This is a genomic window from Paractinoplanes ovalisporus, from assembly GCF_016834655.1.
Lineage (GTDB): Bacteria > Actinomycetota > Actinomycetes > Mycobacteriales > Micromonosporaceae > Actinoplanes > Actinoplanes ovalisporus.
This window is the reverse complement of record NZ_JAENHP010000002.1, coordinates 33,776-46,410: the sequence shown is the minus strand read 5'-3', so window position 1 is coordinate 46,410 and position 12,635 is coordinate 33,776. Positions and strand designations below refer to the sequence as shown.

Annotated in this window: 12 protein-coding genes; 5 read left to right on the top strand and 7 right to left on the bottom strand. The window is 71.1% G+C overall.

The features are described 5' to 3' along the window. Positions 1–104 precede the first annotated feature (104 nt). Positions 105–476: an iron-sulfur cluster insertion protein ErpA gene (erpA, locus tag JIG36_RS06185; RefSeq protein ID WP_203375080.1), complete on the bottom strand. Its 372-nt coding sequence runs from the start codon at positions 474–476 to the stop codon at positions 105–107. A 129-nt stretch (positions 477–605) separates the two neighbouring features. Next, positions 606–1,712 carry a glycerate kinase family protein gene (locus JIG36_RS06180; protein WP_203375079.1) on the bottom strand — a complete coding sequence of 369 codons (1,107 nt, stop codon included), beginning with the start codon at positions 1,710–1,712 and terminating at the stop codon, positions 606–608. Positions 1,713–1,772: 60 nt separating this feature from the next. Between JIG36_RS06180 and nadA the strand changes: the two genes are divergently transcribed. From nadA to JIG36_RS06160, 4 genes are all read left to right on the top strand, one after another. Beyond that, positions 1,773–2,951, top strand: a complete 1,179-nt coding sequence (nadA, locus tag JIG36_RS06175) for a quinolinate synthase NadA (RefSeq protein ID WP_236046022.1) — start codon at positions 1,773–1,775, stop codon at positions 2,949–2,951. Between the two features lie 209 nt (positions 2,952–3,160). Then, the gene (gene murA / locus JIG36_RS06170) at positions 3,161–4,516 is read left to right on the top strand and encodes a UDP-N-acetylglucosamine 1-carboxyvinyltransferase (RefSeq protein WP_203375077.1); all 1,356 of its coding nucleotides are present in this window, start codon (positions 3,161–3,163) and stop codon (positions 4,514–4,516) included. A 69-nt stretch (positions 4,517–4,585) separates the two neighbouring features. Next, positions 4,586–5,209 (top strand): DUF3043 domain-containing protein, encoded by a 624-nt coding sequence (locus JIG36_RS06165; RefSeq protein WP_203375076.1) that lies wholly within the window; start codon positions 4,586–4,588, stop codon positions 5,207–5,209. Between the two features lie 153 nt (positions 5,210–5,362). Then, positions 5,363–6,139, top strand: coding sequence for a class I SAM-dependent methyltransferase (locus tag JIG36_RS06160; protein WP_203375075.1), 777 nt, complete (start codon positions 5,363–5,365; stop codon positions 6,137–6,139). A 263-nt stretch (positions 6,140–6,402) separates the two neighbouring features. On the opposite strand, the gene JIG36_RS06155 is transcribed toward JIG36_RS06160, so the two are convergent. Continuing rightward, positions 6,403–6,711, bottom strand: a complete 309-nt coding sequence (locus JIG36_RS06155; RefSeq protein ID WP_203375074.1) for an AzlD domain-containing protein — start codon at positions 6,709–6,711, stop codon at positions 6,403–6,405. 137 nt (positions 6,712–6,848) lie between these two features. Then, a complete protein-coding gene (locus JIG36_RS06150; protein ID WP_203375073.1) occupies positions 6,849–7,511 on the bottom strand; it encodes an AzlC family ABC transporter permease in 663 nt (220 codons plus the stop codon). A gap of 55 nt (positions 7,512–7,566) precedes the next feature. Here JIG36_RS06150 and JIG36_RS06145 point away from each other — a divergent pair, with 55 nt between their 5' ends. After that, on the top strand, positions 7,567–8,133 hold the full coding sequence (locus tag JIG36_RS06145; protein WP_203375072.1) for a helix-turn-helix domain-containing protein: 567 nt from the start codon (positions 7,567–7,569) through the stop codon (positions 8,131–8,133). Here JIG36_RS06145 and JIG36_RS06140 read toward each other — a convergent pair. Genes JIG36_RS06140 through JIG36_RS06130 form a run of 3 tightly spaced genes read right to left on the bottom strand, consistent with a single transcriptional unit; the run spans position 8,117 to position 10,690 of the window. After that, positions 8,117–9,088, bottom strand: a complete 972-nt coding sequence (locus tag JIG36_RS06140) for an ABC transporter ATP-binding protein (RefSeq protein WP_203375071.1) — start codon at positions 9,086–9,088, stop codon at positions 8,117–8,119. The genes JIG36_RS06145 and JIG36_RS06140 overlap by 17 nt on opposite strands. Beyond that, on the bottom strand, positions 9,085–9,885 hold the full coding sequence (locus JIG36_RS06135; RefSeq protein ID WP_203375070.1) for an ABC transporter permease: 801 nt from the start codon (positions 9,883–9,885) through the stop codon (positions 9,085–9,087). The genes JIG36_RS06140 and JIG36_RS06135 overlap by 4 nt, the downstream gene beginning before the upstream one ends. Next, on the bottom strand, positions 9,878–10,690 hold the full coding sequence (locus JIG36_RS06130; protein ID WP_236046015.1) for an ABC transporter permease: 813 nt from the start codon (positions 10,688–10,690) through the stop codon (positions 9,878–9,880). The genes JIG36_RS06135 and JIG36_RS06130 overlap by 8 nt, the downstream gene beginning before the upstream one ends. Positions 10,691–12,635: the final 1,945 nt, after the last annotated feature.

Below are 12,635 nucleotides of genomic sequence, written 5' to 3'. Positions count from 1 at the left end.
GGCTTACGTACGCAGCCTACCGGCTGGTTACGCGCAGCAGGCCGCCCCGTTAACGGAGCGGCCTGCTGCAAGGTTCTGCTATGTGGTGGCGATCAGCCGGTGGATCAGTGGAACGAGTCGCCACAGGCGCAGGAGTTCTGCGCGTTCGGGTTGTCGATGGTGAAGCCCTGGGCGTCGATGCGGTCCGCGAAGTCGATCGTGGCGCCGGCCAGGTAGGGCGAGCTCATCCGGTCGACGACGACCTCGACACCGCCGAAGTCGGCCACGATGTCACCGTCGAGCGAGCGCTCGTCGAAGAAGAGCTGGTAGCGAAGGCCGGAGCAGCCACCGGGCTGGACGGCGATGCGCAGGCGCAGGTCGTCGCGCCCTTCCTGCTCGATCAGGGCCTTGACCTTCACCGCGGCGACGTCGGTCAGAATGACGCCGGACGGGGCGGTCGTCGCCTCGGCCGACTCGGTGTGCGCTTCAGTGGTCACTAGGTATCTCCCTGCAGGTGCGGACAGATCTGCCGTACTGGCCAACGCTAGCCCCATTCCGGAAGATTCCCAATCCGGGTGGCCCAGTTCACCCCGTCCAACCACCCCGGCCACCACCCCTTGATCGGACTACAGGCGACTCCACTGCTCCGACAGGCGTCCGGCCAGCTCACGCAAGCCCCGGGCGGGCTCGGCCATCGCCAGATCGGTGCTGCCGAAGTGTTCGGTGAGGGAATACGTCTCGGTGACACCGGCCGCGGCGGCCTCGCGGTAGCCGGTCTCGTTGCGCCCGGCGAGCACCACACAGGGGAGGCCACGGTCGCGGGCGGCGTTGGCGATGCCGGCCACGACCTTGCCCCGCAGCGACTGGTGGTCGAAAGATCCCTCTCCGGTGATCACCAGGTCGGCCGCGTCGAGCTCCTTCTCCAGCCCGATCGCCGTGCTGACCAGGCCGATCCCCGAGACCACACGCCCGCCGAGAGCGATCAGGGCGGCGCCGATCCCACCGGCCGCTCCCCCACCCGGGGCCCGTTGCAGATCTTCGACCCCGAAGGCCTTCTCCAGTACGCCGGCGAACTGCTCGAGGGCGGCGTCGAGTCGATACACGTCTTCCCGGCTGGCACCCTTCTGCGGCCCGAAGACGTTGCTCGCCCCCTGCAGGCCGGTCAGCGGGTTGTCCACATCCGTGGCGGCGACCAGGCTGACCTGCCGCAACCGGGGGACGCCCCCGAGCGAGGCGGCCGCGTTCAGATAGGCGCCGCCGTAGGGCAGGGCGTACCCGGCGATGTCGACCGGTGGGGCGCCGAGCGCGGCCAGCATGCCGGCCCCGGCATCGTTGACCGCGGAGCCGCCCAGGCCGATCACGACCTCGGCGGCGCCCGCTTCCACCGCTGCTTGGAGGAGCAGGCCCAACCCGTACGAGGAAGCGCTGTTGGGGTCTCTCTCCTCGGCGCTCAGCAGATGGAGGCCGCAGGCGTGTGCGCTCTCGACGTAGGCCGTCGTGCCGGAGAGCAGGATCTCGCCCTCGACGGGTCGCCCGAGCGGGTCGACGGTCGGCACCGGGATGCGCCGGCCGGGCAGCGCGCCCGCCAGCACCTCGATGAACCCGGGCCCGCCGTCGGACAGCGGCCTCTTGATCAATTCATCAGGCTTGGACCAGCCTGCGACCACGGCCTCGGCGACTTCGGGGGCGGACAGGGTGCCGGCGAACTTGTCCGGACAGATGAGTACGCGCACGCGTACGAGTGTGGCAGCCCACTCTTCTGACCAGCGATACCCTTCCCGCGCTGTGCGACGATGGCCGATGTGACGTCGACCTGGACCGAACCCTCGAACACCGCCACCGCCCTGCTGCTGCTCGGCCGGGGCAGCGACCCCGCCTCCGAGCGTGGCGTGGACTGCCCGGGCGACCTGCCCGCACCCAGCGACCCCGACCTGGTCGCCCGCGCCACCGCCGCCAAGGCCGCGCTCGGCGACCGCGTCTTCGTTCTCGGCCACCACTACCAGCGTGACGAGGTCATCCAGTTCGCCGACGTCACCGGCGACTCGTTCAAGCTCGCCCAGCAGGCCGCGGCCCGGCCCGACGCCGAGTTCATCGTGTTCTGCGGCGTGCACTTCATGGCCGAGAGCGCCGACATCCTGACCGGCAAGGACCAGCAGGTGATCCTGCCCGACCTGGCGGCCGGCTGCTCGATGGCCGACATGGCCGTGCTGGGCCAGGTCGAGGCGGCGTGGGAGCGTTTCGAAGACCTCGGCATCACCGGTGAGATCGTCCCGGTGACGTACATGAACTCGTCGGCCGACATCAAGGGCTTCGTCGGGCGCAACAAGGGCGTGGTCTGCACGTCGTCGAACGCCCAGCGGGCCCTGACCTGGTCGTTCGAGCAGGGCAGCAAGGTGTTCTTCCTGCCCGACCAGCACCTGGGACGCAACACCGCCGTCCTGGAGATGGGTTTCGACCTCGACGACTGCGTGCTCTACGACCCGCACAAGCCGGGCGGCGGGCTCACCGACGACCAGCTGCGCAACGCCCGCATGATCCTGTGGCGGGGGCACTGCTCGGTGCACGGGCGGTTCACGCTCGACAGCGTGCGCGAGGTGCGCGAGCGGGTGCCCGGGGTCAACGTGCTGGTGCACCCGGAGTGCCGCCACGAGGTCGTGCGCGCGGCCGACCAGGTGGGCTCGACCGAATACATCATCAAGGCGCTCGACGCGGCCCCGGCCGGGTCGGCGTGGGCGGTGGGCACCGAGCTCAACCTCGTACGGCGTCTGGCCCTGGCGCACCCCGACAAGCAGATCATGTTCCTCGACCGGACGGTCTGCTACTGCTCCACCATGAACCGGATCGACCTGCCCCACCTGGTGTGGGCGCTCGAGGAGCTGGTCGCGGGCCGGGTCCCCAACGTGATCACGGTGGACGAGGACACGGCCGCCAACGCGCGTGTCGCGCTGGACCAGATGCTCGCCTTGCCGTAACGGACCGTAGTCAGCAAGATCCGCTCAGCGCGAGGATTTCTTTGCGCTGTCTTAACTGTCGGCTTTTCGCGGCCTCGCGGGCGTTGTGTGACTGGCGTCCTTGTCACTCAGCGCTATGCTTCCCCGGTTGCAGGAACGGGTACCCCCACCCGCGCCTGCCCCCTCGATCATCTTCGGGCGCCCCTGACGCCCACCGGCTGGAGGTTACGTTGACCGACGACGTCTTGGTCGTGCACGGCGGAACGCCGCTGCAGGGTCAGATCCGGGTCCGTGGCGCCAAGAACCTGGTTTCCAAGGCCATGGTGGCCGCCCTGCTGGGCGAGACGCCGAGCCGCCTGTTCGACGTCCCGCGCATCCGCGACGTCGAGGTCGTCCGCGGCCTGCTCGAACTGCACGGCGTCAAGGTCTCCGACGGGGCCGACGACGGCGAGATCGTCATGGACCCGACCAACGTCGAGAGCGCCAGCACCGACGAGATCAACGTGCACGCCGGCTCCAGCCGTATCCCGATCCTGTTCTGCGGCCCGCTGCTGCACCGGCTCGGGCACGCGTTCATTCCCGACCTCGGCGGCTGCCACATCGGCCCGCGCCCGATCGACTTCCACATCCAGGCGCTGCGCGAGTTCGGCGCGGTCGTCGACAAGCAGCCCGAGGGCATGCACCTGAGCGCGCCGAACGGCCTCAAGGGCGCGAAGCTCGAACTGCCCTACCCGAGCGTCGGCGCCACCGAGCAGGTGCTGCTGACCGCCGTACGGGCCGAGGGTGTGACCGAGCTGCGCAACGCGGCCATCGAGCCGGAGATCATCGACCTGATCTGCGTGCTGCAGAAGATGGGCGCCATCATCACCGTGCACACCGACCGGGTCATCGAGATCCAGGGTGTGCCGAGGCTGTACGGCTATGCGCACAAGCCGATCCCCGACCGCATCGAGGCCGCCAGCTGGGCCGCGGCCGCGCTCGCGACCAAGGGCGAGATCGAGGTCCTGGGCGCCCGGCAGGCCGACATGATGACGTTCCTCAACGTGTTCCGCTCGATCGGTGGCGAGTTCCAGATCACCGACGACCGGGTCGCGCGCCCCGGCGTGACCGGGGCCGAGGGCGGCATCAAGTTCTGGCACCCCGGCCACGAGCTGCAGGCGGTCGCGCTCGAGACCGATGTGCACCCCGGCTTCATGACCGACTGGCAGCAGCCCCTCGTGGTGGCGCTGACCCAGGCCCGCGGCCTGTCGATCATGCACGAGACCGTCTATGAGCAGCGGCTGGGCTACACCGACGCGCTCAACCAGATGGGCGCCACCATCCAGGTCTACCGGGACTGCCTGGGCGGCACCCCCTGCCGGTTCGGCCGCCGCAACTTCAAGCACTCCGCGGTCATCGCCGGCCCGTCCAAGCTGCACGCGGCCGACCTGGTCATCCCCGACCTGCGGGCCGGCTTCGCCCACCTGATCGCGGCGCTGGCCGCCGAGGGCACCTCCCGGGTGTACGGCGTCGACCTGATCAACCGGGGCTACGAGGACTTCGAAGGCAAGCTGGCCGCGCTCGGCGCCCACGTCGAGCGGCTGTAAACCCTTCAGTTTCATCACTATCAGCGGCGCGGTGTGAATCACACCGCGCCGCTTGGCTACTCTCCTAGCGTGCCCTCGCTTTTTCGCCGCAAGCAGTCCGACGTCGCCACTCCCGAAGTCGAGGAGGAGGTGACGCCGGCCGAGTCGCGCCCGAAGGGCTACACCCCCAGCAAGAAGGAACTCGGCGTCGTCACGCCCAAGCGCACGTCGACCGGCCGCCGGGTTGGCGGTGCCGAGCCCGCCCCCGCCAACCGTCGTGAGCAGCTCAAGCAGATGCGCGAGCGCCAGCGGGTCGAGCGGGCCGAGGCGTCGGCCGGCATGAAGGCGGGCGACGAGCGCTACCTGCTGGCCCGTGACCGGGGCCCCGAGCGGGCGCTGGTGCGCGACATCATCGACAGCCGCCGCACGGTCGGCACCTACTTCTTCGGCGGCGCGCTGATCGTCCTGATCGGCTCGACGGTGCAGATCCCCGCGGTGCAGCTGGCCAGCAACCTGCTCTGGCTGATCCTGGCGGTGGGCGTGGTGATCGACAGCGTGCTGATCTCGCGCAAGGTCAAGCGCCTGGTCAACGAACGCTTCCCGAAGACGACGCAGCGGGTGGGGTCACTGCAGATCTACGGTGTGATGCGCGGGCTGACGTTCCGCCGGATGCGCGTTCCCAAGGCGCGGGTCGAGTTGGGCGACGCTGTCTGATTCCTAGCTCTTGCCGGCTCGCGGGCGCTCGTCGGCTTCTTGAGTGCTCGTCTGGCTTTGGTGCTTCCTTACCTTGGCCGCGCGCCGGGTTGGGATTTTGCTGATTCCGCAAGGGTACGTGCCGTCGGTGCAAACGGTGTCTAGCGTCGAGGTATGGCACACGACCACCTGATCGAAATGCTGGACCTGGACGCCGAGGTCCTGAGCGCCTACCACCGCGACCTGATCGCCTGGGCCGGTCGCGAGGCCGGCGACCGCCCCCACATCGTCGACCTGGGCGCGGGCAGCGGCACCGGTTCGCTGGCCCTGGCCCGCGAACTGCCCGGCGCCCGGGTCACCGCGGTCGACGTGTCCCCCGAGATGCTGGCCCACCTGCGCTCCCGGGCCGACGCCACCGGCCTGGGCGGGCGCATCACCACGGTCGAGGCCGACCTCGACCAGCCGTGGCCCGAGTTCGGCGAGGTCGACCTGATCTGGGCGTCGTCCTCGATGCACCACATGGCCGACCCGGCCCGCGCGCTGGCCTCGGCCCACGCCGCGCTGCGCCCCGGCGGCGTGTTGCTGATCGCCGAGCTCGAGTCGTTCCCGCGCTTCCTGACCGGCACCGCCGACGAGCAGGTCGAAGCGATGGTCCACACCGAGGCGGACAAGATGCGCCACGACGCGGGCCTGCACATGCACGAGAACTGGGGCACGCGGGCGTCGCAGGCCGGCTTCACCGAGGTGGTCGAGCGACACTTCGACATCGCCCTGGAGCCGCCGTTGCCCGCGGCGGCGCGGCGCTATGCCGAGGTGACGCTGGGGCGGATGCGGCACCGGCTCGAGGGGCGGGCCGATCTGGAAGCATTGGACCGGGTGGTGGCCGGGCTGTCGAGCCGCGACGACTTGAGCATCCGCACCGAGCGGACGGTCTGGCTGGCGCGCCGCTGACAGCTCCACGGCCCGCCGCCGACGGCACCGGGCCGCCGCTGAGAACTCCAAGGCCGCCGCTGAGCTCCAAGGCCCTCCACTAACGGCTGCCCGCTGCTGACGACTCCAGGAGCCGTCACCAAGATCGGCTGCTACGTACTCCTACCCATAACCCACCCTTACCGGGGGCCCCCGCCCTCGGCCATAAGTGTGGCGGGGAATGGCGATCTCTGCGGGGGCCGGGCGCTCCGGCTGTGGACAACCGAAGATTGTGGATAACTGTGTCAGTCGATGCCGGCCATGCGGAGCAGGGCGGCGGTGGCTGCGGCGGCCACGACCACCGCGACGAAAGGGGCCTTGCGCCAGGCCAGCAGGGCCCCGACGGCGACGCCGGCTGGGCGGGCAGTTCCGGCGAAGCCGCTGCCGGCCATCAGGGTCGATGTGGCGGCCAAGGCGGTCAGCAGGGCGGCGGCGGCCATGGGGAGCAGGCGCTGCAGGCTGTCGGAGAGTTCCAGTCGCTCGCGCAGGAGCACGCCGCCGAGGCGCATCGTGTACGTGCCGATGCCCAGAACGATGATCGCGGCGAGCGTCATGCGGCGGCCCTCCCCAGAAACGGCGAGGGAAGCAAGCCCAGCATCATGCGGCGGCCCTCCCCAGAAACGGCGAGGAAAGCAAGCCCAGCGTCATGCGGCGGCCCTCCCCAGAAACGGCGAGGGAAGCAAGCCCAGCGTCATGTGGCGGCCCTCCTGGGGAGCAGCAATGTAAGCAGGCCCAGCAGGGCGCACAGGACGGGCAGGCCCGCGGGCAGCACCGGCGTTGCCAGCACGGCGACGGCGGCGCCGGTCAGGGCTACCGTGCGGGTGGGGCGGTCGCGCAGCGAGGGCAGGATCAGGGCGATCAGCGCGGCGGGGAAGGCGGCGTCCAGGCCCAGCGACTCGTAGTCGCCGACGGCGGTGCCCAGCAGCACACCCAGGGCGGTTCCCAGGTTCCACGAGGTGAACAGGGTGATGCCGATCAGCCAGTAGGTGCGGCGACGCTGGACGGGATCGTCCTCGGCCAGCGTGAACGCCACCACCTCGTCGGTCATCAGGTGGCTGCCGATCAGGCGGTCGCGCCACCCGGTGCCCATGCTGCTGCCGATCGCCATGCCGAACGGCAGGTGGCGGGCGTTGAGCAGCAGGCCGGCGAACACCGCGGCGACGGGGCTGGCGGCCAGCAGGCCAACGGCCAGGAACTGCGCTCCCCCGGCGAACACCACCGTCGACATGAGGAACGGCACCCAGACCGGGAGACCGTACGCGATGGCGATGGCCCCGAACGACGCGCCGACGGCCACCATCGCGGCGGCAATGGCGACGGCGTCCCGCAGGAGCGTTCGCTGTATCGTACGCATAGTTCGAGATACTGAACGACGTGAAGCGCGTTCGTCAAACCGAACAACTCGATCGATGGAGCGAACATTGCATCAGCCGGCGCCCCCGCTTGCCACGATCGCTGCCGCCCTGCGCCGGGAACGGGAACGGGCCGGCATCTCGCTGGCCGAGCTGGCTCGGCGCGCCGGCCTGGCCAAGTCGACGCTTTCGCAGCTCGAGAACGGCACCGGCAACCCGAGCATCGAGACGCTGTGGTCGCTCGGGGTGGCGCTCGGCGTGCCGTTCAGCCGCCTGGTCGAGCCGCCCGAGACGCAGGTCCGGGTGATCCGGTCCGGTGAGGGGCCGCGCCTGCAGGCCGACGAGGCCGACTTCATCGCGACCCTGCTCGCGGCGGGCGCGCCGCACACCCGGCGCGACCTCTATCTGATGGAGCTCGAGCCGGGGCAGGCCCGCGACGCCGTCGCGCACATCCCGGGCAGCATCGAGCACATCGTGCTGGCCTCAGGCCGGATCAAGGCCGGGCCGGTGGGCGAGGAGGTCGAACTGGGCCCGGGTGACTACATCACGTTCCCGGGCGACGTCGACCACCACTACGAGGCGCTCGAGCCCTCATGGGCCGTATTGGTCATGGAACACCGCTGACACCGCGGCCATCCGTGTAGAGGCGCGCCACCACGTCCTCGATCTCCGGCTCGACCACCGACAGGTCACGCACCGGTGCGGCGTTGACCAGGGCCGCCACCGCCGCGCCGGCCGTGGTCGACTCCAGCGTGAACGTGACGCGGTGACCGTCGGCCTCGATCGAGGCCGTCGTGGCGCCGGGCAGCGCGAACCCGGGCGGCAACGGCGTGTCCAGGTCGGCCACCAGGCTGCGCCTCGACCCGTACCGGGAATGCAGGTCGTCGATCGTGCCGTCGTGCACCACCCGGCCGTGGTCGATGACGACCAGACGCTCGCAGAGCCGCTCGATGTCGGCCAGGTCGTGGGTGGTCAGCACCAGCGTGACGTCGCCGGTCGCGCCCAGCTCGCCCAGGAACGAGCGGACCGCCTGCTTGCTCACCACGTCGAGCCCGATCGTCGGCTCGTCGAGGAACAGCACCTCGGGACCGTGCAGCAGGGCCGCCGTCAGCTCACCGCGCATGCGCTGGCCGAGCGACAACTGACGTACGGGAGTGTCCATGAACTCGTCGAGGTCGAGCAGGTCACGGCAGCGGCGCAACCGGGCCTCGTGCTCGGCCGCGGGCACCCGGTAGACGTACCGGAGCAGCCGGAACGACTCGCCCAGCGGCAGGTCCCACCACAGCTGGGAGCGCTGGCCGAACACCACGCCGATACGCAGCGCCAGCCGGGTGCGTTGCGGCACCGGTCGCAGCCCGCACACCGACACCTCGCCGCCGGACGGGGAGAGCACGCCGGTCAGCATCTTCAGCGTGGTCGACTTGCCGGCGCCGTTGGGCCCGATGTAGCCGACCATCTCCCCCGCGCCGATCGACAGGCTGACCCCGTCGACCGCCGCCAGCACCCGTTTCTCCCGGCGGAGGCGGCCCGCCTTGACCCGTACGGTGAAATCCTTGCGCAGCTCCCGCATCTCGATCATGAGCCGGTGCTCCGGTAGTGCCGCACGCCAGTCCTCCAGACGATCCCGGCGATCCCCGCGGCGGCCAGCGCCACCAGCGGGGACAGGTATCCCGCCCAGGCCGGCAGACCGAGCGGGTCGGCGCGCCCGAGCAGGGTCAGCGCCGGGTGATAAGCCACAAAACCGAAGCCCAGCCCGTACGCGAACACGGCTCGGAACCACGTGCCGTACACCGTGATCGGGTAGGAGGTGAAGTCGCGACCGCCGTACGTGAAAGCCGCCCCGACCTCGCCCGACTCGACCCACCAGAAGGCCAGGCTGGCGCTCAGCACGAAGATCGCCCCGAAGAAGACCGCGCCCGCCAGCGGAGCGGTCACGAGCAGCACGGCCCGGCCCGGGGTCCAGTCGATGTCGTTGCTGAGGACCGCCACGACCAGCACGGTGACACCCACCACGAACCGCATCAGCTTGCGCAGCGGCAGGTCGGCGATCACCAATTGCGGCAGTACGGCCAGGGGACGTACGAGAACCGCATCGAGGGTCCCGTTCCGCACGTACGTCTTGAGCTGGTCGACGTTTCCCACGGTGAGGTCGGCCAGCACGAACCCGGACGCGGTCAGCCCGGTCATCATCAGCGCCTCACCCAGCGTGAACCCGCCCACCACCTTGGCCGCGTGGAAGAGCACGAAGACCGTGGAGACGTCGACCGCCGTACCGCCCGCATTGGTGATCAATTCAACGGCGAAAGAGGTCCGGTACGCGGTGGCGCTGCGGAACCGGCCGCCGAGCAGAGCCGCGTACGCCCGGAGCTCAGCCACCCTGGACCACCAGCTTGCGTTCGGCCCGGCGCTGCACGACGCCCGCGAGTGCGACCATGATCACTGCCCAGACCGCCTGGAGCGCGACCAGCCCGGCCTGCAGCGCCGGGCCGTCCCGTTCGACCAGCACGTCGAGCGGCGTCTGGAGCAGACCCGGAAGGGGCGTGGCGACCCAGATCGTGACGGTCGCCCACTCCGGCAGCAGGCGCAACGGAAAGTAGAGGCCGGCCAGCACCCCCGAGCCCAGCGTCCAGAACATGAGCGGGCCGCGGGCGTCGCCGAGCCAGTACGCGGTCGCATTCACCAGATAGCGACATCCGAAACTGCCGATCACGGCCAGGAGCACAGAAGCTGCGAAAAGCGGCACAGTCTGCCAGCGCGATGGCGCGACCAGCGGAAAGGCGATCGCGCCGACGATCACCGGCGGGGTGAACCGGGTGAGCATCTGATAGCCGCATCGTCCCAGGTCGGCGGCGAGATAGGCGGTGACCGGCGGGACCGGCCGCAACAGATCGGCGGCGATGTCACCGGTGCGGATCCGCTCGGCCAGGTCGTTCCAGCCCCAGATGCCAACTACGTTGAGTAACCCCTGACCCACCCAGACGAAGGTCGCGAGCTGCCGCGCGTCGTATCCCCCGGCCGCACCGGCCGCGGCGCCGGCCGCGACGGCGAGCAGCACGTAGCAGCGAAGAAAACCGAAGACTATGTTGGTGAACGATCCGGCCACCGTGGCCTGCCGATACGTCGCGTAGCGCCGGAAACCCGACCACATCAACGCACCGAAAGTAGCGACGGAGGCGCTCATCGGACGGTGAGGGGAGATCGTCGGCACGCTGGCGTCAAGCCCGTCCACGCCGTTAATCTCCTTCCCTGAAGTAGAGCCGGGCGACTCTACCCGGGATTCCGGACGCCCACGCACAATTTCGACCAGAAGTGGAAGTTCGCCGTGACGGAGCGTCGCCATTCGCCGGGCCCGGCTCTGGGTGCCCGATGAGCGGCTGGGGCGACTGGGCCGACGAACCCGCGTGGGTCTACGAGGTCACCTGGGAGTGGGAGCCGCAGCCCGGTCAGCGCTATCCCGGCGATCCGGGCAAGCGCAAGGCCGTGCACACGCCGGTCTACGAGGCGTCCGACTCGGGTTCCACCTCGGCGCCGGCCTCCTGGTCGCCTCCCGACTCTGCTCGCGAGAGCCGGCCCCCGCAGCCGCCCGCGGCTCCTCGTGAGGAACCGCTGTGGAACCGGCCGGCCGGGGCGATGCCGGAACAGAGGCGAGGCACGTACGGGCGGTCGCCGTCCCCCGACAGCGGCGGCTCCTACCGCGACGCTGTGCAGTTCCGTGAGGCGCAGATGCGCGAGGCCGCCACGCCGCCGTCGTCTTCCGGGCCGCGGCCGCCGCAGTTCCGCGGCGGTGGGCAGGTGCCCGTGACGCCCGGACCTCAGCAGCCTTCGTCGCCCGGTCGCCAGCCGTTCACGCCCGGGCCGCCGCCCGCGTCCGGCCGGCAGTCTTCCGCACCCGGGCAGCCGTCTTCCCCGCCCGGTCGGCAGTCTTCCGCGCCTGGGCAGTCTTCCGCGCCCGGTCGGCAGTCCTCGGCGCCTGGGCAGCAGTCTTCCCCGCCCGGTCGGCAGTCTTCCGCGCCTGGTCGGGAGCAGCCGCCGGCTCAGCCTCAGCCTCAGGGCCAGCCCTACGGCCGTTCGCAGGCGGCGCCGGTCTCACCTCCCGCGTCCGGCGTCTACGGCGCCGCGCGCCCGTCGTCCGAGCCCTACTACGGCCGCCGGCCGACCGACGACCGTCGTCCACCGGAGTCACCGTCCGGGCCGCGTCCCGTGTCGCCCTCGGCCGGCGTCTATGGAAACGCCCGTCCCGCGCCGGCCGACGCTTTCCCGTCCCGGCCCGGCTCCCGTCCCGCCCCCACTCAGCGTGACGGCCGCGACGACGCCCCCTTCGACCTGCGCCCCGCGCCGCCCGAGCGCGGAACGCCGGCCCAGGCGCGCCCGACGCCACAGCCCACCCGGATGACTCCGCAGCGTCCGGATGCGCCCGCGCCCGCCTATCCCCACACGCCCGGCCGTCCGGTTCCCACCCATCAGGACCAAGCTCCCGTACGGCCCCAGCCCCTCCCCGCCCAGCCCGGCGTGCCCCATCCCGTGTCGTCCCAGCCCGCGCCGCACCCGGCCGCGGGTCCGACGCCGCCACGCCCCGCTCCGGGTCAGCCCACGCCGGCAAACCCGACCTCGGGCCAGCCGATGCCGCGCCCAACTTCGGGTCAGGGGATGCCGCGCCCGACCTCGGGACAGCCGACACCCACGCACCCGGCCTCAGGACAGCCGATGCCGCCGCGCCCTGCCTCGGGTCAGCCGGCGCAGCCCCGTCCCGCCTCGGGGCAGCCATACCCCGCCGCGGGACAGTCGGCGCCCATGTACCCGGGCTCGGCGCAGCCCGCGTCCGCGCACCCGGTCTCGGGCCAGCCGATGCAGCCACGCCCGGGCGCGGGACAGCAGCCGCCCACGTACCCGGGCTCGGCGCAGCCCGCGTCCGCGCACCCGGTCTCGGGCGAGCCAATGCAGCCACGCACGGGCGCGGGACAGCAGCCGCCCACGTACCCGAGCTCGGCGCAGCCCGCGTCCGCGCACCCGGTCTCGGGCGAGCCGACGCCGCGTCCGACCTCGTCGCCGGCGTATCCGACGTCCGGCCAGCCTCACTATCCGGACTACCCGGCATCGCGTCCGGAGGCCGCGCAGCCGGTGTCGGG

What these genes read in the sequence shown, in the direction of transcription:
- JIG36_RS06160 (WP_203375075.1), top strand. Translation starts at nt 5,363, where the DNA reads ATGGCACACGACCACCTGATCGAAATGCTGGACCTGGACGCCGAGGTC.
- JIG36_RS06150 (WP_203375073.1), bottom strand. Translation starts at nt 7,511, where the DNA reads ATGCGTACGATACAGCGAACGCTCCTGCGGGACGCCGTCGCCATTGCC.
- JIG36_RS06130 (WP_236046015.1), bottom strand. Translation starts at nt 10,690, where the DNA reads ATGAGCGCCTCCGTCGCTACTTTCGGTGCGTTGATGTGGTCGGGTTTC.
- JIG36_RS06145 (WP_203375072.1), top strand. Translation starts at nt 7,567, where the DNA reads ATGGAGCGAACATTGCATCAGCCGGCGCCCCCGCTTGCCACGATCGCT.
- nadA (WP_236046022.1), top strand. Translation starts at nt 1,773, where the DNA reads ATGGCCGATGTGACGTCGACCTGGACCGAACCCTCGAACACCGCCACC.
- JIG36_RS06155 (WP_203375074.1), bottom strand. Translation starts at nt 6,711, where the DNA reads ATGACGCTCGCCGCGATCATCGTTCTGGGCATCGGCACGTACACGATG.
- JIG36_RS06140 (WP_203375071.1), bottom strand. Translation starts at nt 9,088, where the DNA reads ATGATCGAGATGCGGGAGCTGCGCAAGGATTTCACCGTACGGGTCAAG.